19 protein-coding genes are annotated in these 24,581 nt (G+C 55.3%); 5 read left to right on the top strand and 14 right to left on the bottom strand.

The window, feature by feature from the left end:
• Positions 1-317 precede the first annotated feature (317 nt).
• The 3 genes from CA832_RS04410 to CA832_RS04400 are packed head-to-tail and all read left to right on the top strand — an operon-like array spanning position 318 to position 4,824.
• A complete protein-coding gene (locus tag CA832_RS04410; protein WP_088340327.1) occupies positions 318-2,321 on the top strand; it encodes a tetratricopeptide repeat protein in 2,004 nt (667 codons plus the stop codon).
• 11 nt (positions 2,322-2,332) lie between these two features.
• Positions 2,333-4,576 (top strand): caspase family protein, encoded by a 2,244-nt coding sequence (locus CA832_RS04405; RefSeq protein WP_088340326.1) that lies wholly within the window; start codon positions 2,333-2,335, stop codon positions 4,574-4,576.
• An 8-nt stretch (positions 4,577-4,584) separates the two neighbouring features.
• A complete protein-coding gene (locus tag CA832_RS04400; RefSeq protein ID WP_088340325.1) occupies positions 4,585-4,824 on the top strand; it encodes a hypothetical protein in 240 nt (79 codons plus the stop codon).
• A gap of 6 nt (positions 4,825-4,830) precedes the next feature.
• Here the strand turns inward: CA832_RS04400 and CA832_RS04395 are convergent, their stop codons facing one another.
• The 4 genes from CA832_RS04395 to CA832_RS04380 all read right to left on the bottom strand — a co-directional run bounded on the left by CA832_RS04395 (position 4,831) and on the right by CA832_RS04380 (position 9,494).
• Entirely contained in the window at positions 4,831-5,289 is a 459-nt protein-coding gene (locus CA832_RS04395) for a DUF4231 domain-containing protein (RefSeq protein WP_088340324.1), read from the bottom strand.
• Between the two features lie 86 nt (positions 5,290-5,375).
• The gene (uxuA, locus tag CA832_RS04390; protein WP_088340755.1) at positions 5,376-6,533 is read right to left on the bottom strand and encodes a mannonate dehydratase; all 1,158 of its coding nucleotides are present in this window, start codon (positions 6,531-6,533) and stop codon (positions 5,376-5,378) included.
• A gap of 26 nt (positions 6,534-6,559) precedes the next feature.
• Complete coding sequence (locus CA832_RS04385; RefSeq protein ID WP_088340754.1) at positions 6,560-7,300, bottom strand: SDR family NAD(P)-dependent oxidoreductase; 741 nt, start codon at positions 7,298-7,300, stop codon at positions 6,560-6,562.
• Positions 7,301-7,313: 13 nt separating this feature from the next.
• The gene (locus CA832_RS04380) at positions 7,314-9,494 is read right to left on the bottom strand and encodes an alpha-glucuronidase family glycosyl hydrolase (protein ID WP_088340323.1); all 2,181 of its coding nucleotides are present in this window, start codon (positions 9,492-9,494) and stop codon (positions 7,314-7,316) included.
• A gap of 211 nt (positions 9,495-9,705) precedes the next feature.
• Between CA832_RS04380 and CA832_RS04375 the strand changes: the two genes are divergently transcribed.
• Together CA832_RS04375 and xylA are read left to right on the top strand one after the other, a co-directional pair.
• A complete protein-coding gene (locus CA832_RS04375) occupies positions 9,706-11,199 on the top strand; it encodes a xylulokinase (RefSeq protein WP_088340753.1) in 1,494 nt (497 codons plus the stop codon).
• The gene (gene xylA, locus CA832_RS04370; protein ID WP_088340322.1) at positions 11,196-12,521 is read left to right on the top strand and encodes a xylose isomerase; all 1,326 of its coding nucleotides are present in this window, start codon (positions 11,196-11,198) and stop codon (positions 12,519-12,521) included. Before CA832_RS04375 ends, xylA begins: the two co-directional genes overlap by 4 nt.
• 300 nt (positions 12,522-12,821) lie before the next feature.
• Here the strand turns inward: xylA and CA832_RS04365 are convergent, their stop codons facing one another.
• The 10 genes from CA832_RS04365 to CA832_RS15105 form a co-directional block, all read right to left on the bottom strand.
• Complete coding sequence (locus tag CA832_RS04365; protein WP_088340321.1) at positions 12,822-13,937, bottom strand: AEC family transporter; 1,116 nt, start codon at positions 13,935-13,937, stop codon at positions 12,822-12,824.
• Between the two features lie 15 nt (positions 13,938-13,952).
• Positions 13,953-15,149: a pyridoxal phosphate-dependent aminotransferase gene (locus tag CA832_RS04360; protein ID WP_088340752.1), complete on the bottom strand. Its 1,197-nt coding sequence runs from the start codon at positions 15,147-15,149 to the stop codon at positions 13,953-13,955.
• Positions 15,150-15,329: 180 nt separating this feature from the next.
• Positions 15,330-18,359 carry a DNA polymerase III subunit alpha gene (locus tag CA832_RS04355; RefSeq protein WP_088340320.1) on the bottom strand — a complete coding sequence of 1,010 codons (3,030 nt, stop codon included), beginning with the start codon at positions 18,357-18,359 and terminating at the stop codon, positions 15,330-15,332.
• A 44-nt stretch (positions 18,360-18,403) separates the two neighbouring features.
• Positions 18,404-18,790 carry a four helix bundle protein gene (locus CA832_RS04350; RefSeq protein ID WP_088340319.1) on the bottom strand — a complete coding sequence of 129 codons (387 nt, stop codon included), beginning with the start codon at positions 18,788-18,790 and terminating at the stop codon, positions 18,404-18,406.
• A gap of 45 nt (positions 18,791-18,835) precedes the next feature.
• Positions 18,836-20,050 carry a DNA polymerase IV gene (dinB, locus tag CA832_RS04345; protein WP_088340318.1) on the bottom strand — a complete coding sequence of 405 codons (1,215 nt, stop codon included), beginning with the start codon at positions 20,048-20,050 and terminating at the stop codon, positions 18,836-18,838.
• A 295-nt stretch (positions 20,051-20,345) separates the two neighbouring features.
• A complete protein-coding gene (locus CA832_RS04340; RefSeq protein ID WP_158211879.1) occupies positions 20,346-21,998 on the bottom strand; it encodes an ABC transporter transmembrane domain-containing protein in 1,653 nt (550 codons plus the stop codon).
• Entirely contained in the window at positions 21,995-23,047 is a 1,053-nt protein-coding gene (locus CA832_RS04335; protein ID WP_088340316.1) for a P-loop NTPase family protein, read from the bottom strand. The genes CA832_RS04340 and CA832_RS04335 overlap by 4 nt, the downstream gene beginning before the upstream one ends.
• Positions 23,048-23,065: 18 nt before the next feature.
• The gene (locus CA832_RS04330; protein WP_143542330.1) at positions 23,066-23,905 is read right to left on the bottom strand and encodes a porin family protein; all 840 of its coding nucleotides are present in this window, start codon (positions 23,903-23,905) and stop codon (positions 23,066-23,068) included.
• A 229-nt stretch (positions 23,906-24,134) separates the two neighbouring features.
• Positions 24,135-24,257, bottom strand: a complete 123-nt coding sequence (locus CA832_RS15255; protein WP_262502079.1) for a hypothetical protein — start codon at positions 24,255-24,257, stop codon at positions 24,135-24,137.
• Between the two features lie 38 nt (positions 24,258-24,295).
• Positions 24,296-24,466 (bottom strand): DUF6747 family protein, encoded by a 171-nt coding sequence (locus CA832_RS15105; protein ID WP_198944438.1) that lies wholly within the window; start codon positions 24,464-24,466, stop codon positions 24,296-24,298.
• Positions 24,467-24,581 lie beyond the last annotated feature (115 nt).

Here is a 24,581-nt window from a genome sequence, read left to right as displayed (position 1 = left end):
GGATTTAACTCCAGGGCCCGATTTGGATTTCACTCCTGGTCCTGATTTGGACTTTACCCCAGGGCCACTTTTGGATTTAACCCCGGGCCCGCTCTTGGATTTGACCCCTGGGCCGGATTTGGACTTTACCCCGGGTCCTGACTTCGATTTTACCCCCGGACCACTTTTGGGCTTCAGGGGATGGTTTGGTTGTTTCTGATCGGACATGTGATTGTTGTCGATTGGTTTGAATATTCACTATATTAGTTAAAAATAGCCACTAAACCAAACAATATCGGAGCTTTCCCTCTCATTGAAACCAACCCCTCCGCGCTGCAATGAAGCTCAACAAATTCATCCGGGAATGCAGGGAAAACAATGTACTGAAGAACCTATCCATCTATATCGTATCGAGCTGGGTGTTGCTTCAGGTCATTGCCCTTATCGCAGAACCCCTGGGTTTTTCCCTTAAGATCGTCGCATACGGGCTCATTGCCCTGCTCATAGGCTTTCCACTTTACATCTACGGGGTATGGAAATTCCAGCTGGCCCCTAACCTCAATAAAAAACCCCTGCTGGACCCGGAGGGAGTCCCGGTGCCCGGCAAATTCCAGAAGAGCCCCTTCCAGCAACTGTATTTTTCCTTTCTGGCGATCATCGCCCTGATCTGTACGGGGATCGTGCTGGTCATCGTAAACCGGAATTTTGTAAAACCCACCTTCGAGGTCACTTTCGAGCAGAGCAACAAGATTGCCGTGTTGCAATTTGAGAACCTCACCGGGGATTCCACCAAGAATATCATCGGGGAAATGGCCGTGGACTGGATTATCCATGGGATTACGCGCAACAAACTGGGGCAGGTGATCTCCCCCCAGATCATAGACGACTATTCCAAGGTCCTACGCGCCAGCGTGCTCCCTGCAGACAACAGTGTGGTCAGGAACAATATCCGGGTAACGGAATACCTGAAACCCTCCAAAATCATTGAAGGGGATTACTACCTGAGGGATGGCAGGATGCTCTTTCAGTGCTCCATCACCGATGAGGCCATGAACCGCACCCTGGTCTCCTTCGACCCGGTGAGTTGCGATGCCGAGAGTCCGTTGGACTGTATTGAGGCCATAAACCAGCGTATCCTGGGGTATTTTATAGAAGAGGAACGGGCAGCGGAGAGCCTGGAAGAGCACCCGCCCCGGTACGAGGCCTACGAGCTTTTCAGCAAGGCCAAGTCCTGGCGCAACGAGGATGACCGGCAATACCTGGACTTGCTCAATGCTTCCATAGACGCCGATCCCGATTTTTTTGAACCCAAGGCGTTCCGGTTCATGTACTATTTTAACCAGGGGATGTACCGCACGTCGGATTCCCTGTTGCAACTGATGCGGAGGGAAACCGGGCTATACGACCGCCAGCAGGTACTGCTGAACCTCTACGATGCCCTCCTTAGGGGCAACCACAGGAACGTCTACCGATACCAGCAAGGGGAATACAATATTACCCCCATGCACCTGGAAACCAATTCCAACATGATGCTTTTCTCCCTCCAGCTAACCAACCGGCCCGGGGCGGTAGACAGTATTTTCCAGGAGATTGACATGTCCGAAATGGACCTCAACAAATGCGATTTCTGTGTGGAGCGATACAAGATAAAGGCCATGTCGGAGATCGACATGGGCAACTACCAGCAGGCCATTGCATTGCTGGAGCCCTTTTCCCGCCAATCCGGGTTCTGGACCCTGAAAAAGATCCTCCTAAGGGCATATGTCCGCGCGGGTCGGTGGGAAGCCGTGGAAGATATGATGGAGAACCTGCAAGTGGTTTCGGACCGAAACCTGAAGGCGGACTTCCTGCTTTTCGGGGCGAAGGAATGCCTCAGAGAAGGCAGGACCGAGGATGCCCATGCCTACTTGGACCAGGCTCTGCCGCTGATGGATTCCCAAAGGGATGCCGACGGCCCCTTGCTGGGGGAATTGCTTTTTTACAGGGACAGGCACGACACCGCAGAACCGTATCTGAAAGAGGGGTACCAGCGGGACAGCACCAACTTCAACTACGGTGCGCTGCTGGCCATAACCCTCTACAAAAAGGGCAAAATTGAGGAGGCAGAAGCCCTTATCGGGGCTATGGAAAACCAAAGGGGCCCCTACCAGTATGGGGAAGTCTTTTATTCCCTGGCCCAATTCTATGCCGGGACAGGCCAGGAGAAGGCCTGTCTGGACAACCTCCTGAAGGCCATTGCCGAAGGGCACTGGTATGAAACCGGGGCGTTCCACAACGACCCCCTCCTCAGGATGTATTACGACCGGGAGGCCTTCGGGCGCATCATGCGCTACTGGCAATAAAAACCAAACCTATGAGCCCACTTAGAAACGCTTATGCCCTCCTGATCGGCATTTCATACGAGGATGGCTTGGACACCATTGGCGATGCCCAGGACGTAGCGGAACTCCTTATTGACCCCGCCCTTTGCGGGTATCCTGAAGAGAATGTCCTGCTGTTAACCGGGGAGAACGCCGATCGCAAAGGGATCCTGGGCGCCTTCGACACCCTCATCCGAAAAACCGACCCGGATTCTTCTGTCTTCCTGTATTATTCCGGCCACGGGGACGTCCTGGATGGGACCTTCCACTTTGTCCCCCATGGGATCGGAGAGGGGATGGAGTACGACGACTATACTGCAGCCTGGGTCACGGCAGCCGAGATCCGGGAAAAGATCGACAGCCTGAAAACCCGAAGGCTCATTTTTTTCATGGACTGTTGCCACGCCACCGGGATGGCAGCCGGCGGCTTCAGCCCCCGCCTCCACAAAAAGGAATCCCAGGCGGAAACCTTCGGCAAATTGGAAGGACTGGCCCAGAAAGTGGACAACGAGCGGGGCATCTCCGTCATCGCATCCTGCAAGGAGGAGCAGCAATCCTACCAGTTGGAGGATGACCGGAACAGCCTTTTCACCAAACACCTGCTCATGGCCCTGCGCGGGCAGCACATGACCGATTTCAAAGATCCGTATGTGCGCATCCTGGAGGTGGCCGGGTACCTGCTGAAAGTGATTCCCGAAACCATAGAACAAGTAGCCCGCGATTGCGACCCTCCCCTGGATATCCGACAGGAGCCCTATGTAAACCTGGAGATGTACGACAACTTTATCCTGAGCTATATCCCGGAAGAGATGCGCCGGAAACTGGAGCCCGCATCCCTGCCCGAAGCGGAAACGGCCACAGGACCTAAAGCCAAGGAAATGCGCCAGGTCTACCGGGAAACCAAAGGCGCCAACAACCTGATCCTCTTTATCCACGGATTATCCGGGGAATCTTCCGAGACCTTCGGGGCCCTTCCAGACATGCTTATGGAAGACCCGGAATTCGACGGGTGGGATATGAAGCCTTTCGGGTACTCCCAGTTTATCCAACCCGAAAACGGAAAACACGTCTGGGGCGGGATCACGGATATCGGCCGGATAACGGAATATCTGCGCACCTCCATGAAATACAAATACGAAGGTTACGACCGCATCGCCATCGTTGCCCATGGGATGGGCGGGCTCATTGCCCAGCGCGCCCTTCTGGACATGCCCCAGGAGCACCGGGACAAGGTTTCCCACCTCTTGCTGCTGGCATGCCCCAGTAACGGTCTATCCGAAGCGGAACTGCAGGCGGAGTGGAACAAGCCCTATGCGGAAATGAGCGGGAAAGGGGCGTTTATCTCGTGGTTGCGGCGCGAATGGGAGGCGCAATTTGCATCGGGCCTTCCGTTTACCCTCCTGGCAGCTGCGGCCACAGATGACCCGTTTGTAAGTGCGGAATCCTGCTTTGCGGACTTTGACGAAGGCTCCTGCCTTACCCTGGAGGGGAACCACTTTTCCATCGTTAAACCCAGATCCGGGGAGGATGCCGTCTGCAAAATGGTAAAGCAGGCGCTCACCCATTCCGATTCCCTGGGCGCCTTCGGGGATGCCCGGGAGCGCAACCTGGCCCTGGGCAGGTATGATGCCGTGGTTAAGGAACTCCTGCCCATGGCAGATTCCCTGGACATCAAGGGGTTGCGCCAACTGATTTTTGCCCTGGAAGGCCTGGACCGGCACGATGCCGCCATGAAACTTCTGGAAGACCACCCCGTCGCTTCCAAATCGACAGACCTTATGGGGATAATAGGCGGCCGGCACAAGCGGGAATACCTGAAAAAACCCAACCGGAAAACCGGGGAAACCGCCCAGGTGTATTACAGCATTGCCCTGGATATGGCCCGGGAGGCTGCAGACCTGGAACAGGTGTATTACCACGCCATTAACCTGGCCTTCCTGAGCTTGGTAATGGAGGAGAACAAACCCGCTATGAAAGAGTATGCCACCGAGGCCCTGGAAGCCGCAGAAAAATGCGACGACTCCTTGTGGACCTATGCCACCCTTGCAGAAGCCCATTTGTATATCGGGAACCTGTACGCCTCCCGGGAGTTCTATGAGAAGGCTGCAGCACTAGCCGAAATCCGCCAGAAAATATCCATGCACCTCAACGCCCATGCCGCCTACCTGGCCCTTTACCACCCCCCTGGAGGGACAGACGACTTTACAACCTTCCTGAAGGAGAAACTCCTCACCTGAAACGATCCATGAAAACCTTTAAAAAAAACCAGATTCCCAACCTGCCGTTCCGCCAGGCGGTAAAGCGGCCAATTCCCGTAAGATGTTTCCAAATAGAGGAACCGTTCCGCGTGGAAACTATGGAAGGCACCCTCGATGGCAAAGCGGGCGATTGGCTAATGGTGGGCATACATGGGGAGATGTACCCCATAGACCGGGAAATCTTTGAAGCTACCTACCAGCTCCTTACCGAGGAAGGGGAAGAGTAACCGTCCTCAGGCCGTTTCGGCCGACCCCCCTTCGGAAGGGCCTACGGTGGCGGACCATTGGGTGTTTTCGCTGCCCAGGATTTGTTCGATATTCTGGACAAAACGAGGGTAGGAATCCCTCCCATGATACGGAGCAGCGCCCGTTTTAAAGAACAATTTCTCCCGCTGCAGGGCCTCGCCCGTTACCCGGTACACCGTCCATTTCTCCTGGAATTTCATCAGGGCGATAATCCCCGTGAGCGATGCGGTGATCACCCCAAAAAGGCCGGCAAGTTCTGCGGAAGACAACGTAATAAAGGGAAGGAATTCCGATAGCTCAAAGCCCGATACAAATGGGATCATGGAGCTGAACACAATAACCGAACTGTTGAACCGAATATGCAGCTTTTTGTTAATAGCGCTTTTTTTACAGTACCAGCGGATCTGGTCGTCTACCCGCTCGGCCATATACTCGTCGATGTTCATGCGATGGTCCTTTTGGTTGGTTCTGGTGCTGCAGAAGCCTGCTTAAGGTATGAAAAAATCTTTTCGGAATATCTGTCCCAAACCAATTACCCGCCCCACAGAAGCCCCTCTTCAAGGCCCCGTAGCTCCGAAAGGCCCTTCATCCGGCCAGTCAGGGAATACCCCGGGTAATGGCGGGTACCTGCCTCCGAGGCGTGCAAAAACCCATGGTCGGGGCGCATGGGGATGGGCCCGCCCCGCTCGCGCATCAGCTTCAGAACCCGGGCAACTACTGCTCCCATGGGCACATGCCCCACCAGGTGCTCCGATTCCCTGAAAACACCAGCGCCTTCATAGCGGATATTCCTCAGGTGGAGGAAGTGCACCCTGGTCCCGAAGGCTCCCAGGATTCCCAACAGGTCATTCCCGGGGCCTGCGCCCAGTGCCCCTGTGCAATAGCACAGGCCGTTGGCGGTATCGGCAACCGCCCCAAAGATGTATTCCAGGTCCTCCCGGGTAGATACCACGCGGGGCAGCCCGAGCAGCGGGTAGGGTGGGTCGTCCGGATGTACGGCCAGGACCAGCCCGTTCGCACGGGCCACCGGTACAACTTCCTCCAAAAAAGCCACCAGATGCTCCCGCAGCACGGCTTTGGGAATTCTCTCATACTGGGCCAGAAGGGAGCGCAACCCCGCCTCGGTAAAGGATTCATCACTCCCAGGCAAGCCCTGGAGGACAGCCCGCCGGAGTTCCTCCTTCCGCGCCGGGGCCAATTGCCCGAACCGTAGTTCGGCCTGCTGCAATGCGTCTGCATCGTAATCGGCTTCTGCCCCGGGGCGTTCCAACATAAACAGGTCGAAACAGGCAAAATCCACCCGGTCGAAGCGCAGGGTTTTGGTGCCATCCGCGTTGGGGGCATACAGCTCGGTGCGCACCCAGTCCAGGACCGGCATAAAATTATAGGTGACAACCCGGATGCCGCAGGAGGCGAGGTTTACCAGGCTTGTTTTGTAGTTTTCGATATGTTGCCGGAATGGCCCTTTCCGCTGCTTGATGGACTCGGAAACCGGAAGGCTCTCGACCACTTCCCACTCCATCCCATATTCCCGCACCTGGGCCTGCCGCTCCCGGATGGCATGTACCGTCCAAACGTGCCCAACCGGGATCTGGTGCAGGGCGGTAACGATGCCTTCTGCCCCCGCCTGCCGGATGCTTTCCAGGGAAACCCCGTCGTGGGGGCCATACCACCGCATACACCCGAGCATCCTGGGTTGTGTTTTACCCCCTTCCATCAGAAGCCAATGCTGTTGCCCCCGTCTACCGGAAGGACGGCCCCGGTAATAAAACGCGCCTTCTCCGAGGCCAGGAACAAAACGGCGTCCGCAATGTCCTGTGGGACGCCCATTTCTCCCATGGGGGTCCTGGCGAACACCCGGTTTTTACGGTCGGGGTCGCTGTCCAGCGCCTTAGCCGTCATTGGGGTTTTTATGAATCCCGGGGCCACGCAGTTCACCCGGATCCCCATGGGCGACAATTCCACGGCCATGGCGCGGGTCATTCCCTCTATTGCCGTTTTACTGGCCGAATAGGCCACCACATATGGCAAGCCATACTGGGCGGCCATAGAACTTATATTGATGATGGACCCGCTTCCCGCCTGTTGCATGACCCGGCCCACTTCCCGGCTTATGCTGAACACGCTGAGCAGGTTGGTTTGGATAATGGATTGGAAATCCGCATCGGTAACTTCCAGCAGGGGCTTCTTCATATTAATGCCGGCATTGTTTACCAGCACATCGATCCTGCCGCTTTTTGAAACAATATCCGATACAACCCCGGGAATCGACTCGAGGTCGGAGAGGTCCAGGACCACAGGCACCGCCATCGGGCCCATTTCCTCACAACTCTTCCGGGTTTTTTCCGGGTTGCGGCCAATGACATAGCAGCGATACCCTGCTGCGCAGAACGTTCGGGCTGTGGCATAGCCCAGTCCGGATGTGCCGCCCGTAACTATACATGCTTTTTCTTCCATACCTGCAAGGTAATCAATCCCAGCGCGGCCGGATACCCGGGGCATTGGGAAATTCAAGGGACATATAATAATCGAGGGAATGCAATGGGGGTTCCATCCCCTCCGGGTAGGGCAGCCGGGAATGGCTCTGGAAATAGGCCATGCAGGCATCCTTCCACCAAATGGCTTCTTTCAGCTGGATCTGAAGGCGCATCCCGACATCCTGGTAAAGGCCCTTCGGGAGGCTTCCCTCCAACCCTTCCCAGGTACGGAGCATCCCACGGACGGCATCCACTCCTTCCTGGTATTTCAGTCCCAGGGCTTCCCAGAGGGTATGGCCCGATGGCATCCGAAAATCCCAGGGCAGGTGGTGGAACCAGAGCAGGTACTCCTCCGGGCAGGTTTCCGGGTCGCTGTAGGTCCGGGCAAAGCCGGGAGCATATTGAGACAGGGCATTGCTCCCTGTAGCTGTTCGGTCAAAGCCGATGCTCAGGGAATCGGCCTGATGGTAATATACCGGGTTCCATTCCGGCCTGGACAGGTCGCTAACCCAGGGGCCCGGCCCGTAATGGTGGCCCGTATCGAAAAGGTGGTGGAGCCCCAGGGGCATCATATAATGTACAACCGCCTCCCTGGAGCGGAGCATTATCTCCAGCAATGGGCCCAGGACCTGCGGGTCGTTGCCTATGGTCATCCGGACCCATTCTTCCCCAATATCGCGACTGCTGAGGGAAGGGTTCCAGGCCAGGCGGCCGAAACCATACCAGTCTGCCTGCCCGAAGGGGTGTCCGGTCCAGTTCAGATCGGTTCCGATATTGGATACCCCTGCCAGTCCCCCGGCGCGTTTCCCTGTTGGCGCACCTTCTGCAATCGCACCAAGGGTTAGCCCCTGGCCCCAGTGGGTATTCGTATCCAGGGCCTCTTCGAAGAGCTTGGGGAGGTAGGCAAGGTGGGTGGCAAACCCCAGGTATTCCTTGGTGATCTGGAACTCCACCAGCATTGGGGTGTCCGGCATGGCCCCGAAAAGCGGGTGGATGGGCTCCCTGGGCTGAAAATCGATGGGGCCGTTTTTGACCTGCAACCGCACATTGGGGTGGAATTCCCCATTAAAGGGGACAAACTCCGTAAAGGCTTGTTTTGCGCGGTCTGTGGGATCCGCTTCCGAATACACAAAGGCGCGCCAGATCACCAGACCCCCAAAGGGCTCCAGGGCCCGAGCCAGCATGTTTGCTCCTTCCAGGTGGGTGCGCCCGTAGTTCTGAGGACCGGGTTGACCTTCGGAATTTGCCTTGACCAGCAACCCGCCAAAATCCGGGATTAGCCCATAGATTTCGCGGGCTTTGCCTTGCCACCAGGCTTCCACCCGGGGGTCCAGCGGGTCTGCCGTATCGAGGCCTCCGAGTTCCATAGGCGCAGAAAACCGGGCTGTCAGGTAGACCTTTATCCCATAAGGCCGGAACAAGTCTGCCAGGGCCTGTACCTTCTTCAGGAAGGCGGGGGTAAGGGCCTGGGCATTGGCATTGACATTGGTCAGGACCGTACCATTGATCCCGATGGAGGCATTGGCCCGGGCGTAATCGCGGTACCGCGGATCGATATAACCCGGCAGGGTATGCCAGTTCCAGATGGAAAACCCGGCATACCCGCGTTCTACCGTACGGTCCAGGTTATCCCAGTGATTGAGCATGCGCAGGGCGATCCTGGGGAAATCGGCAATGTGCAGCCCATCCAATTCCCGGTTGGTCTGCAGCTCCCGCAAGAGCCGGAAGACCCCGTAGAGGATGCCGATGTCCTCGGTAGCGGTAAGGACAGTGCGAGACCCTGTGTCCGTCTTGATTTCCTTTATCAGGAACCCCTCTGGCCCGATAGGCTCCCAGGAGGTCTGTTCTGTGATGCCGGGGGGCAGTTCGTCCCATCGCGCCACCAGCAAGGCGGCCTTATCCGGATCCATCACTTCCTGAACCCCGCCTCCCAGCAACGCATCCAGGCCGGCCAGGAGTTCCTTCCGGCCAACCCCGATAGTAGCCCGGTTCGCGGGCATCCAAACCGACCCCAAGGATTCCCGGTAGTGTTCCAACAGCTCCGGGCGGGCCACTTGGCGGTAGTCCAGCCAAAGGCCGTAGCCGCCGGTAGCTTCAGACACCTGGGCGGTCATAAGGTTTACCATAGCCACCCATACGCATACCCAGCCCCATTTACTCTTAATTAGCCCCATGATGCATCGGATAGGTTCTACTGGTGTTTTTGTGAAAATTAGCAAAATTTCCGGGGTCAGGTGTGAAAATCACACGAATCTGCCCGCCAAACCGGGTGAATCCCTTATTTTTCGGCTTACAGGCTTGCGGAATTCCGAATATATACGGACTTTAAGGGGCTGAATCACCAGGGCCGCCCGAATGGCGGCCCCGCCCTGCATCACCAAATTTATGTACTGGATCGGATACGACATCGGCAGCTCTTCGGTTAAAGCTGCCCTGGTGGAATCGGCCACCGGGAGGGAAGTGGCACGGGTCCAAAGCCCGGAGCGGGAAATGCCCATTACTTCGGACCAGCCGGGATGGGGGGAACAACCCCCGGGGCTCTGGTGGGAACACGTGAAAAAGGCCACCTCGGAACTCCTCCGGACCACTGACACCAAAGCCGAAAGTATCCTGGGGATCGGTATTTCCTACCAAATGCACGGCCTGGTTGCCGTAGACCGTGACCTGAAGGTGGTCCGGCCCTCCATTATCTGGTGCGACAGCCGGGCTGTGGGCGTGGGTGATCGGCTCATGGAAGCTGTTGGGGAAAACCGTTGCCGGGATCGGTTGTTAAACGCCCCGGGCAATTTCACCCTCTCCAAACTGGCCTGGGTAAAAGAACACGAACCGGAGCGCTATGTCAGAATTCACCAGGTCATGCTTCCTGGGGACTATATCGCCATGAAGTTTTCCGGGACCTGTACCACAACCGCCTCGGGCCTTTCCGAAGGCATCCTGTGGGACTACAGGGAAGAGGCCCCGGCCACCTGGTTGATGGAGGCTGCGGGAATTGATCCCGGTCTCTTGCCCAGGGTAGTGCCCACCTTTGGGGCGCAGGCAGAAATAGGAGCGCAAGGGGCCGCCGAGACAGGGCTCCGGGAGGGTACTCCCATTTTGTACCGGGCCGGGGACCAACCCAACAATGCCCTCTCCCTGAATGTCATGCAACCGGGGGAGGTTGCCGCTACCGGCGGGACCAGCGGCGTGGTATATGCCATCTCCGACCGATTGGACACCCGTGAGTTGCACCGGGTTAACCATTTTGCCCACGTAAACCACAGTGCAGGTGCCCCGCGAATTGGGAAACTGTTGTGTATAAACGGCACCGGGATCCAGTACAGCTGGATGCAGCAAAATACCCCCGGAAGCCTCGGGTACCCGCAGATGAACGAGCTGGCAGCATCGGTTGCCCCGGGGGCCGAAGGACTCCGCATTTTTCCGTTCGGAAATGGGGCGGAACGCATGCTTCGCAATGTCCACCCAGGGGCCAGCATCCAGAACCTGGATTTTAATATCCACAAACAACCACACCTGTATCGGGCCGCCCTGGAAGGCATTGCCTTTTCCTTTGTCTACGGCATGGAACTCATGGCGGAAGACGGGGTAAACCTGCAACGCATCCGGGCCGGCAATGACAACCTGTTCAGGGCCCGGCCTTTTGCCGAGACCATTACCACCTTAACCGGGGCCTCCATTGAAATGGTGGCGACAACAGGTGCCGCAGGGGCTGCGAGGGCCGCGGCAGTAGCGGCAGGGGCCTTCCCGGATATGGAGGCTGCAACCGCCACCGATGCGGTGCAGCTGCGCTATGAACCCTTAAGCGAAAGCGGGCCTTACCGCGAAGCCTATACCGATTGGAAAAACAAACTTGAAACATTGCTTAAAACACATCAGACATGATTACCACAGGAGACAAGGAATACTTTAAAGGCATTGGTAAAATTACCTTCGAGGGCAAGGGGTCCGACAACCCCCTGGCTTTTAAATACTACGATGCAGAAAGGAAAGTGGGTGGCAAAACCATGGCAGAACACTTTCGTTTTGCCATTTGTTACTGGCATACCTTTACCGGAACCGGTGGGGATCCCTTCGGGGCACCCACCCAGGATTTTCCCTGGCTCGCCAGCCAGGACCCCATAGGACAGGCCAGGGATAAAATGGATGCCGCCTTTGAGTTTATCACCAAGATAGGCGCCCCGTATTTCTGCTTCCACGATTTCGACCTTATTGCCGAGGGCAGTACCCTGGCAGAATCCGAAAAGCGCCTGGACCTGATTACGGATTACGCCAAGGAAAAAATGGCGGCCTCCGGCGTAAAACTGCTCTGGGGCACGGCCAATTGCTTCAGTAACCCGCGGTATATGAACGGGGCCGCTACCAACCCGGATTTCAACGTGGTGGCCGCTGCAGGGTCACAGGTCAAAAACGCCCTGGATGCCACCATAAAGCTGGGGGGCGAAAACTACGTTTTCTGGGGAGGTCGCGAGGGATACATGTCCCTGCTCAACACCGATATGGGCCGCGAACTGGACCACATGGCCCGTTTCCTGCACATGGCCCGGGATTACGCCCGAAAGCAAGGATTCAAAGGCACTTTCTTTATTGAGCCCAAGCCCATGGAACCCTCCAAGCACCAGTACGATTTCGACGCGGCTACCGTACTCGGGTTCCTGACCAAATACGATTTGCTGGACGATTTCAAACTCAATGTGGAAGTGAACCATGCCACGCTGGCCCAGCACACCTTCGAGCATGAACTCCAGGTGGCAGCAGACAATGGGCTGCTGGGCAGTATAGACGCCAACAGGGGCGATTACCAAAACGGCTGGGACACCGACCAGTTCCCGGTGGATGTCTACGAGCTTACGCAGGCCATGATGGTTATCCTAAGGGCCGGCGGCTTCCAGGGCGGAGGGGTCAACTTCGACGCCAAAATCCGCAGAAATTCCACCGACCTGGACGATATTTTCCATGCCCATATTGGCGGGATGGATGCCTTTGCGCGTGCCCTGCTGGCTGCCCATGCTGTGCTTACCGAATCGGCTATCCCAAAAATGCGCAAAGCCCGTTACGCCTCCTTCGACAGCGGGGCCGGGAAGGATTTCGAAGAAGGGAAGCTCCGGCTGGAGGATTTGCACGCCCATGCCACTGCGAACCCGGACATTCAGAGGATAAGCGGGCAACAGGAATTATACGAAAACATCCTGAACCAGTATACCTAAGGGTTTTCTGAATCCTGGCCCGGTGATCGCTACAGGGCCGTCCCGTAAAACCCAACCCCCGGGCACTGATATGCCCGGGGTTTTTCTTGGAAGTTCCCGTGGGAGACGGCCCTGCGATCAACAATAAAAGGCCAACGGTTTTCGGTGCCGCCGCCCTTCCTTCAAGATCGGAAAATATTGGGCTGAGTTTAGGTTCCGACCCCCATTTTTACGGGGTCGACTCCTGGCCCTTTGGCTTTTTGTGAACCCATCAATTTTGGCGTCCGGAAATTCCGAGGTTGTGAAACCCGGTTGGGAAGTCTACGATAGGGCGTTCTCTGCCACCTCACCCCTGCTCCGGGCCATAAGCCACTTCCAGAGGCGGGAAAACAGGGAGAGCAGGGTGAGGCCGGCACCTGCCAACAGCACCTTCCACGGGTCCGTGAAAAAGGTGCCAAAATTGAAAACCATCAGTATCAGCAGGCTCGAAAACGGGAGGGAACAGGCCAGGACATTTACCGCATGGTCCAGGTCGAAGGTGGCAGGGTCCCGCCCGGAATCCTTTTCCAGGCGGCTAACCACATGCATATGGGAAAAGGGCCAGAAGCTGCAGGAACTCTGAGGGAACACGACCAGCAACAGCATAAAGGCCGGTGTCAGACCTGGTATGGCAAACAGGCACACCGCAGAAAACAGGAATGCCACCCCGGACCTCCAGGAAAGCAATTGCAGCAAGGTGCCCAGATCGGAGCGGCTTACCCGCATAGCCATCCCGATAAACAGCAAAACCAGGGCCACCATCATTGTACTGAACCGGCCGATGGTAGCGGTTACGAAGCCCGGGAGGCTTTCCAGGCTCACCCCTGCCACCAGCAACAGGATAGCCGCAACGATAACCATGTTAATGGGCTCCCGAAAAAGGGCCAGGCACAACTCCTTCACCTTTTTACCCAGAGAGCTCCCCTGGTCCGGCCTTACAGCTACGCCTCTGTACCAGTGCATAGCCAGTAAGTAAAGCAGGATTAACCCGAAAAATTTATTCCCAACATCGGCCAGTGCCGCTAGGGCCACCATGGCGTCATCCAAATAGGCCATAACAAATGGAAAACAGGAGAGCCCGGGTGCCAGGGAGGGCAATAACAGGGTCCAGGTCCTTCTGCGCTGCGCTGAAGCCCCTGGGTGCATCAGGGGAAGAAAACCCAGGGTCATCAGGAGCATAAATACATTGAAGGCCAGCGCCAGGCCCGGTAAAAAGAGGAGCGACGCCTCCAGTTCCACCCGCAAAAGGGCCAGAAAAATTGTAGCCGGGAGGGCTACATTCAGGATAATCAGTTTTAACCCCTCCAGGTGCTGTTTCCCGGAAAGCTTGCGTTGCAGCAACAACCCGATACCGATAATAAGCAGCAGTTCCAGGGTGCGTTGGAGGGCAGGGTTCATAGGGTAGGGAGGGGTTTATATCAGCGTTTTGCCAAGGGCTTCCAGGAAAAGTACCATTTCGGCTTCGGTTCCCATACTTACACGGCACCAGTTCCGGTCAAAAAACCGGAAGGCGCGGACCCCTACTTCGTACCCGGCCATCTTTTCCAAAAACGCCTTCCCCTCCATCTCGATGGGGAAAATCATAAAACTAGAATAGGATGGGACCGGATCCAGCCCCATGGATTTAAGCCCTTCGAATACCTGCTGGCGAACCTCCCGGTTGCCTATCCTGGATTGCTCCAAAAAAGGGAGGTCTGCCATGCTTGCCGCTGCCGCGGCGATGGAGGTCCCGGAAATCCCCATCCCGGCCCGCGTAATAGCCTGCAGGGCTTCCAGGGTCCCGGGAAGGCCCAGGGCATAGCCTATTCGGAGGCCGGCCAAGCCGTGTATTTTGGAAAACGTCCGAGCCACGATTACGTTTTTACCCTCCCGGATCAGCGAGACCATGGAATGCTGGGCATCGGGCTCCAGGAAATCCAGATAGGCCTCGTCCACAAAGACCGGTACGTTTTCGGAAACGCGGGAGCAGAAATCCAAAAGGGCGTTTGCATCGGTCAGGGTGCCTGTCGGGTTGTTCGGGTTACATATGTATACCAGTTTGGTATCCGAATCCACAGCAGCTTCCATGGCGTCCAAATCGTGGGACCAATCCGGTTTCAGCGGGATGGGCTTCCACTGGGCCCCACAGGCCTGGGCCACCTGGATCATGGACATGTAAGAAGGGTCGGCAGAAACGATATTCCCCCCGTGCTGGAAGAGGACCATGGCCGTTTTCTCCAACAGGTCGGAAGAACCCGGGCCCATAATGAGGTGGTCTGTTCCCAAACCTTCCTTTTCGGCAATCTGTTCCATAAGGGAGAGGAGTTCCCGCCAGGCGTACCGGTTGCCGCCAGGTGCCGCCTCGCGCAGGGCCTCCATGGCCTTTGCCGAGGGACCATAGGGGTTCTCATTGGCGTTGAGCTTTGCGGAAGGGGCCGCGGCAAAGGCCCTACCCGAAACGTATTCACTGAAAAACGGACTGAGCCTCAAATCCCCTTGAGGACTGAGTTGCGGAAGGACACGTGGGGTTTCACAAAGGCCGGATACCGGGACCAGGCCAAGGCTGCCCGCGGCAAGGGCCGTGGTGCGCATCCACTGCCGGCGGTTCAGGGTTCTGGATATATCTTTCATAAGGTTGGGTGTTGGATGTTGGTGTACCGTTTCCCCTGAAGTTCCATAAAAATTATGGCAGGGGCGAAAATCAACCTCATTTTTACGGGGCTGTGTAAAGGAGTCCTCTGTTTTTACCAATCTCACAATTTTGGAGGACCAAATTTTGGAGGATGCCAATGGGCGGTTTGCGGGATGGGCTTATTCCGAAGCCCCGGCTTCCGGGAGTGCTTCCCGGCCCTTGGAGAGGCGGATCCTTTGGCTGGTCTTCATATCGGCATAACGGGGATCCGGGATAAAATCCAGTTTTTCCATCCGTTCCACTTCTATGCTGAGGAACCCGAACTCGCTTACCACTTTCCCGTACGAACGGTATATGCCGCGCCCCCGGAACCGGTATCGGGCCGCTACCGGCGGAAAAAGGACGGTATCGAAGACCTCCCCGTACTGGTCGATAAACGTGGCAAAATGCATGCGGTCTCCCCGGTGGGTACGGGTGTTTTTTACCGTTACCAGATAGCCGTAGATATCGATATGCCTTCCCAGGAAATCGGGCAGGTGGCGGCTGCCGTTGCGGTTGGTTACCGGGTCCGTGAGGAGTTCAAACGGGCTGCCCAGGGAAAACCCGAGGAGTTCGATCTGGGTAAAGGCCGTTTCCAGGTCGGTGGCCTGCAGACGGGGGATGCTAAAATCGCGTTTCTGGGGTGGGAAGAGGCGGGGGTGCTCCCTGGGTTTCCCCCTGGCAAGCAACATATGGGCCTTCCACAGCAGGTGGTGCTTTTCCGCCCCCGTACTGCGAAACGCATCGATGCGGATCAGGATGCTCAGCTGCTCTATGGACAGCGGAACCCGGTCCAGGAAGTCTTCCAGGCTGCTGAAACTTCCCCCCGCCTGCCGCTGGCGAACAATACGGTCCATGACCCTTCCCTCCAGCTCCTTCAGGTACATCAGGCCCAGGTAGATGTCCTTTCCCTCAATGCGGTTGCCCACATCGGAACGGTTCACACAGGGCGGATGGATGCGGGCCCCCATCATACGGGCTTCATGCACATAATGTTCCGGCCGGTAGAACCCGCCCCCGTTGTTCAGGACAGCCACCAGGTATTCCAGGGGGAAATACGCCCTGAGGAAAAGCGTTTGGTAACTCTCCACGGCATAGGACGCGGAATGCCCCTTGGCAAAGGCATACCCGGCAAAACTGGCCACCTGGTTCCAGATTTCCGAAACCAGGGCTTCCGGGTACCCCTTTCTGTGGCAGTTCTCGATAAACACCGAACGGATGCGCTCAAACTCGTCCCGGGATCGGAACTTGCCGCTCATCCCGCGGCGGAGCACATCGGCTTCGCCCAGACTGAGGCCCGCAAAGTAATGCGCCACCTTGATGACGTCTTCCTGATAGACCATTACCCCATAGGTCTCCGGCATGATATCCAGCAAGACCGGGTGGGCCTGTTTCACCCGTTCAGGATCGCGGTGGCGGAGGATATATTCCCGCATCATCCCGCTTTTGGCAACCCCGGGCCTGATAATGGAGCTGGCCGCAACCAGGCCCAGGTAGTTGTCTACCTCCAGTTTGCGCAGCAGCATCCGCATGGCGGGGGATTCCACATAAAAACACCCCATACACTGGGCCGTTTTAATAAGGTGGTTTACCCGGGTATCGGTTTTGATGCGGCCCATATTGTGGATGTCGATACGGTCGAATTCCTCCGGGCGGTTATAATGGATAATCTGGAGGGCTTCCTTAATCTTGGCCAGACCGCGCTGGCCGAGGATATCAAACTTGTACAGGCCCACATCCTCGGCAATGACCATATCGAACTGGGTGGTGGCAAATCCCTTGGGGGGGAGGTGGGTGGCCGAGAACCAGTGCAACGGCTTGTCGGCAATCAGGATGCCCCCCGCGTGCACGCTCAGGTAGTTGGGCATCCCCTTTATGAGGCTGCCGTAGCGCACCACCAGGCGGGCTACCTCATCCAGGCGGGAAGACTCGTACTGCCCGTCGCAGAGTTGGTCGATTTCCGCCTTGGGCAGGCCAAAAACCTTGCCCAGCTCCCGGATAATACCCCGCTCGCGGAAGGTCACATAAGTCCCCAGCAGGGCCACGTGCTGGAAGCGATCGAAGATATAACGGGTAATCGCCTCCCGGTCTTTCCAGGAAAAGTCGATGTCGAAATCCGGGGGGTTGGCCCGGAACAGGTTGATAAAACGCTCAAAGTAGAGGTCCAGCTCTATGGGGTCCACATCGGTAATGCGCAGCAGGTAGGCGACAATGCTGTTGGCGCCACTGCCCCGCCCCACATAGAAAAAGCCCCGCCTGCGGGCTTCGCTCACAATATCCCAGTTGATCAGGAAATAGGAGACAAAACCCTTGGCCCGGATCAGTTCGAGTTCCTTTTCCAGGCGGGTATGGATCTGCGGGCCGGGGTCCGGGTAGCGGTACGGCATCCCCTCCTGGCAAAGCCGCTCCAGCAGGGCCTCGTCCTCATCCCGGCTGCCGGTATAGGTTTGCAAGTTTTGCGGGCGGCGCTGGTCGGAAAAGTCGAAATGGATGGAACAGGACTCCATCAGGGCCCGGGTGTTCTCCAGGATAAAACGGTACTCGGAAAAGGCCTCGGCCAGGTTGGGCAGGGGAAACATATGGTCCTCCGGGTGGGCCTGCTCCGCTTCGGGCAGTTTACTCAGCAGGACATTGTTGTCTATGGCCCGCAAAAGCCGGTGAGCATTGTAATCCCGCTTGCTGCGGAACGTTACCGGCTGCAGGACCACCAGCCGGTCGCGGTATTCCACCAGGTGGGAAAACGGCAGGCGCCTGAGGTCGCGCACGGAAACCCCGATAAACTCCCCGGGGCCGAAATCTTCCATCTCGGCCAGCAGGACCTTCTCGAAAGGGTACACCACACAGGCCTCCGAAAAACCGGGGGGGCGCTCCGGAAAGGGGCGGCCCTGGTGCAGGTGGAAGGACAAAAACCGGTTGAGCTCCATATACCCTTCATTGCTTCGGGCAATGCCCACAAAGCAGGGGTCTACCCCGTTTCGGAAGTCGACCCCCAAAAGGGGGCGCACGTCGAACTCCGGGGCCCTTCGGACAAAATTGAGCCCGGCAGAGGTGTTGTTGATATCGGTCAGGGCCAGGCAGCGCACCCCCATCTCCCGGGCGAGCTGCAGCAGGTCTACTTCCGAAAAGGTCCCGTAGCGCAGGCTATAATATGTATGGCAGTTTAAATACATATGGACTCAAATTCCAAATTCCAAATTCCAAATTCCATGGGGGTCTAATTTGCCATTGGGGATTGCCTGCCTTCCCGTATTTCAACGCGATTCACAATGGCAGAAATTATTTTTCTGAGTTCAGCCGCTTCACCAATCAGCCTATCAATACGCTCTGCATGCTTTTCATTAGTGTTCTTTAACAGCCTGAGCCAATACCCAGCTTCTTTAACTTCTTTGCGCGCAATCTTAAGCCGCATAATCAAATCTTTAACCCCCAATTTCTCATTGGCTTCTATATAATTGGCGCCTACCGAACCGGATGACTTAATGAGCTGTTTTAGGTCCTCGATATTGCTAATGGTTCTCGGAAGAAGACCTGCTAAATAGCGACAATCTCTAGCGAATTGATAGGTTCTTTCTTCCAGATTGTATACTTTTTCTTTACTCATAATCTCTTGGGTTTTGGAATTTGGAATTTGGAATTTGGAATTTCATTATTGTTTTCTATGTGCCAGCACTATGGGTGGGCGGCCGTCGAAAGGGTTGTGCATCCTCCCTATGGTCCGCGCCCCCATCCCCGAGGCGCGGATGACGCTCTTGTCTCCAAAGCGCTCCCGGATGCGGTCCATGGCCGCATACAGGTTGAGGGCTTCCTCGGTATCTTCAAAGAGGTTGATCTGGTAACTCCCCGGCACCAGGTGGCTGAACCGCACCCCGATAAGGCGTACCAGCAGCCGTTTATCGTAGAGCTTGTCAAAAAGCTCCAGTACCTGGGGGATGAGTTTATGGTCTGCTGAGGTATAGGGGATGCGCAATTGCCTGGAGTAGGTGTTGAAATCCGAATAGCGGATTTTTACCGCGATACAGGCCGTGAGCTTGCCACCCCTGCGCAGCTGGAAGGCCAGGTTCTCCGTCATGGCGATGAGGATGCCGCGCAGGCGGACCACATCTATGGTATCCCGGTCGAAGGTGCGCTCGGTGGAAATGGACTTGCGTTCGCAAAAAGGTACCACGGGGCTGTTGTCTATCCCGTTGGCCCGTTTCCAGATCACCTTCCCGTTGGCTCCCAGCACCTGCTGCATGACCTCCACCGGCATTTCCTGTATGGTCCGGATCTGGCGCAGCCCCAGGTTGCGGAGGGTCTGATAGGTCTTATCGCCCACCATGGGGATTTTCTTGATAGACAGCGGGGCCAGGAAGGGCTTTTCATAGCCAAAGTCGATCTTCAGCTGGCTGTTGGGCTTGGCCTCCCCCGTGGCCACTTTGGAGACTACCTTGTTGACGGAAAGCCCAAAGGATATGGGCAGGCCCGCCTCCCGGATGATGCGCTGCCGCAGTTCGGTGGCATAGCGGTAACAACCGAAAAACCGGTCCATCCCCGAAAGGTCTGCATAAAACTCGTCTATGCTGGATTTCTCAAAAAGCGGCACCTGCTCCCGGATAATCTCCGTAACCTCATCCGAATGCTTGCTGTACGTACCGGCATTGCCCCGGATAACCACAGCCTCAGGGCAAAGCTCCCGGGCCATGCGCATAGGCATACCGGAATGCACCCCATACCCACGGGTCTCATAGCTGCAGGCAGCCACCACCCCCCTGTCGCTTAAGCCTCCCACCAAAATGGGCTTGCCTTTCAGGCGGTTGTCCAGCTTGCGCTCCACGGAAACGAAAAAAGTATCCAGATCCAGGTGCAGAATTGTCTTTTGCATCTCGCTTCTTAAAAAAGAGGGAAGCTAATTTATGGATATTTTCCGTTTTTATGGAATATTTCCTAATGCATTTATGTTAAAAATAAAGGCCGGGCAAACCGGCTGATAAAAGGGGGTAATCAGGATAGAAAAGAGGTAGTAGCCGTTAGGAAGAAGGGGGCGCTGAAAGGAAGGTGCAGGGCTGGGGGGTATCTTGAAGCCGGGTGGGTGGGTGGGGCCCTATAGCCCAAACGCACATACCATCAAATGCCCAAATAAAGCATCCACAAAGATACACCCTACATGTACATCCTGCTTAGCCAACTGCTTCCAGGGCCATGTCCCCAGGCGCCGGATCTGCCTGCCATAAAACCGGAGATGAAACATCCTGAAAATGCAAAACCAATGCTTTTTCGCTAAGTCGCCCCTGCTGAATCAGGGACTCAGGATCCAGGTAGCGAAAGCCCTGGAACACCAATATCGGACGCATTTCACAAATACCGCGAGCCAGGGAAACCGCTTCCTTTTCCAAGGGGGTAAGAAGTGCCCCGTTTTCCCCGATCCTGCTGTCCAAACCAAAGCCTTCAGGCAAAAGATAGCACTGCTTTACCTGTTGAATAGCCCTTTCGGCTAATTCCCGGCTCCTGGGGGAACGGGAAACCACTACTGCCTCATAAACGGTACGCCCGGTAAGGGGGTGATCTCCGCTAGCCACGCCAATAGTATCGCGGAGTGAACGGGGGGAGTATTCCCGAATGTCCCGCCCGTTAAGCATAAGGGCGCCACCATAGGTGTCGTCCAGACGAAGCAGGGCACGGACCAGTGAGAGGCTACTGGTATAGGTGGGAAGGAAAATGGCATTATACGCCCTCTTGCGGGTGCGGAAAGTGAATTCCAAACCACCGCCAACGGCAAAACCCTCTATAGAAAGACGGGGGTTTCGCACCCGGAGTACCTTGCCCTTATCAAGTTCTTCCATTTCCAGTTCAAAGACCCGTTCGAGTTTCCCAAGGGAGATACGTCCCATTTTCAAGACTGTAGGCCAGCGCATGAGTGTCCTCAAAACGGGCCTTACAGTAATAAAGAGAAGGACAAAGCTGATCAGGTTGGCAGACCCCATACCCTGAACTCCCAAGGTGTAAAATGCCAGTAAGACACCTGTGAGGACACTGTATTGCGCGAAAGAAATAAAACCAGAGTTCAGGGATTTCCAATAGCCCAAAAGAGTAGCCACGGCCCGTATTTTTTCCGTCCTTTTCCCATATCGCTTTATGGCTACAGGCTGTTGGTTTCTGGTGGCTACATCGGTAATTGCCCTTAAAACCCGGCTTACATAGGAAAGCTGGCCGGAATTGAGGTTCCGGTATTCCAGGGAATAGGCCTCTATCTTGCGGTTCAGAAGGTACAGCACCCCGAGTGACACCAAGCCCCCTGCGAGCAGTACGGTAAACCCTAGGGGGCTAAGGGCAAACATCCAGGCAATGGCACAGCCCATTACCAGAATGTTGATCAGCAAAGGAATCCCCCCCTTCAGATACAGGTTCTTTACCGACCGGATATCGCCACTGTAACGCAAGAGGAATTTTCCGGTCCCCAGGTTCCTGTAGACCTCCGGCCTTATGTGTACCTGCCTGGTAAACAACCTGTCCTTCAATGACTTTACCAGCTCCTCTGCTTCCATCCTCAATACGTATTGGTAGGCGGCATGGGCAACAAACCGGATGGATATCAGGACAACCAGGAACCCGAGATAGCGGGGTATGGTATTCCACAATCCGTCTGGTATGACGGTGAGGAAATGCAGTCGTTGGGAATGCAGGTCGAATGCAAGCTCATAATACTTGCCCAGACTCACCGGAATGAGGATCGTCAGAAACTGGCTCAGAAAACCCAGGAAAAAGATAAGGATACTCCTCCCCCAACGCTCTGCGACAAAGCCCAGGATATATTTGGAATACCCCGCTTTCAAATGGCAATGGATTTAGTGGTAAGGAAGTTGCTGGTCTGCGCCATTACCATGGCGTGGTTTTCGGTAAAATCCTCAATTCCGAATACCGGGATTGGCGTAAGGCTGCGAACCTCGTCTGCCATCAGGGGGCTGGCCGTAAAAAGCCCGCTGAGGAACATGGGAGTAATGCTCGCTTCATGCAGCGACTGCAGCCCGCCCTTAACCGAAAGACTGTCCGGGCATGAAAGGACCACACCGCTGACAGAGTTCATAAAACCCCTGTGATTCAGCAGGGCATGCGTCTCCTTCTGCACCAGACCATCCGCAATTTCCACAACTACAGCATCCGGGGAAGCCTGCATAACCTCGTGCAGGAGCGTTGCATAGATGTCCAGGATTTCCGAAGTGCTGCAGAGATAGGTGGCTGGGTAGCCACAAAGGGAAAAGTCTACCGAAATGGCTGCACCACAATCCTTAACCAGGCAACGGTCTTTGGAATGCACAGTCCCGGTTAATTTTATATAAGCCACCCGTTTCCCCTCCAGTTTCAGACTCCTGCAGAAAAAAGCCGCTGTGGTTGTCTTTCCACTGTCCATGCTTGCCCCCAGTGACAGATATATTGGCAATTGTGGTAGTTCGGATTCTTTAAAGGGCTTCCGACTGCGCAACTTATATCTCGAGTTCTGCACCCTGCCTTCAGCATCCACGGCGTATCCCAAAAGGCGTACCTGGGTAGCTCCGATATCCTCATATCTGGAATGCATGCTCTTAAGAACACCAACTACACCGCCCTGCCCTATAATCTGGAAGAAGGTTCCCGCAGTTTTCGGGACATAACCCTCAAACTGGTTGGTGGCGTAACGGTTTCCAAAAGCCATTAAAATTCGGTCTCCGGGGAAAATATAGATATGCCTGCCATTGCCGGATTGGATTGTCTTGTGTTTTCCCAGTTCCAGCACCTCAAAAACGGCCATGTCGCCAAGCTTGGGCACATAATCGTGGACCAGGGTGGTATCTATTCGGCTGCAGTCTATGCCTTTTGAAATGGCACTTTTTTTAATGTTTTCCATAATTCAAGGGGTTTGATGTTAAATTCTATATGCTGCGGATACCCCAAAGACCGAAAAATCGTAAAACGAACGGCGCAGGGAACCGCTATTGGGGTTTATGCTGTTGATATCTCGGCTGCCAAACAACGAGGTGTTGAATTCCTTTTGCTTCATGAAAAAAAATGTCAGGTTGAATCTTTTGGCCGGGTAGATTTTAAAACCAACCTGGAGTCGATAGGCGTGCAACCCATTGGGCGGAACCCTTTCGGTCCGGTTGCCCAGGGTGTCATAATACTGCAAGTCCCGCCCACCCTGATACCAAAACAGGCGCTGGTCTATGAAAGGACGAAGCCTCCAGGGCCAATCCCGGTTTCGGTAATAGAAGTTCAGCCGATAGAAATACCTCTGGCTAAACTTGGAGCGCTGGGTGAAATGGTGCTCGGCATTTAGGGCATGGTACATTCTGAAATACCTCCCCAATGGGGTGTAATACCTGATCCCGCCCCTGAGCCTGTGAAAAACCAACTGATTTTGGGGGTCATCGTCTATCGAAAAGGTAGGGACGTAAGAAACCTGTGCTTGCCAACGGCCGTTAATCCGGTAATTAAAAGTCAGGTTAGACTGGACAAAATTCAGGCGTGACTCGGTGATGCTATAGGAATTCAGCTGGGAATATGAAAACCGCCAATCCTCAGAAATCCTTTTGTTGATTCCAAAAGTGGCCCATGTCATTTCAGGGTCGGATTCTTCCGCCTGACCAAAAACCAAAGATGGGCCAATCAGCAGAACAGCCAGGATTGGCAACATCCCGAAGCGCGCTGCAAGACTTGAAAAGTAATTTGGGGAATTGCGGCAGTCGCTGTTCTCGGGAGATTCCATTTTCTGAAGTGTTTCGAAGATTAAACAACTTCAGACGGATTATTCCTGAATAGTTTTTACAAAAAGTTTAAATGAAATGAGAATTCTGCAACTGGGATCCGCCACAAGGGCAGGATTTTTCGAATGCAATGAAGGTGCAGGGCTGGGGGGTATCTTGAAGCCGGGTGGGTGGGTGGGCCCCTATGCGCTCCCCTAAAATCAAGGCATAAAAAAAGCCCGAAACGGGCTTTTATAAAAAGTACATAAAGAGAATAATCCCCATCCCTATCATATATGCCGATATGGCGATGATCAGAATGATCTCCAACCGGCTGAGGTACTTTTCCATAAATCTCATAAAGGCCTTTCTCATGTATTATAATCGTTTGGGAAAGGGTGCAATTGGTATTCCTAGTCGAAAGGGAACCCAGTAGCCAGCCTGTAGGTGAAGGCGTAGAGCACCACCAGGAACATCGCAAAGCTGAACCAGGCAAAAATTTTGAAATACCGCTTTACCAGGAAATGACCCAGGTTGCGGAAGCCATTGAGATAAATTTCTTTAATGAGTAGAAGTGTATTCACGGGTTTCGTTTTACGTTCGGGGTAAAAGTACCTCCCCTACCAGCAACACCGTTGCATACTTCGATTACCGCACCAGATGCCCCGACCAAAAGCAACAGCAGTGCCGTTCATCGAT

The sequence above is a fragment of the Robiginitalea sediminis genome (genome assembly GCF_002198115.1).
GTDB lineage: Bacteria > Bacteroidota > Bacteroidia > Flavobacteriales > Flavobacteriaceae > Robiginitalea > Robiginitalea sediminis.
Note: the sequence above shows the minus strand (reverse complement) of the source record. Positions and strands in the feature narration are given on the sequence as shown.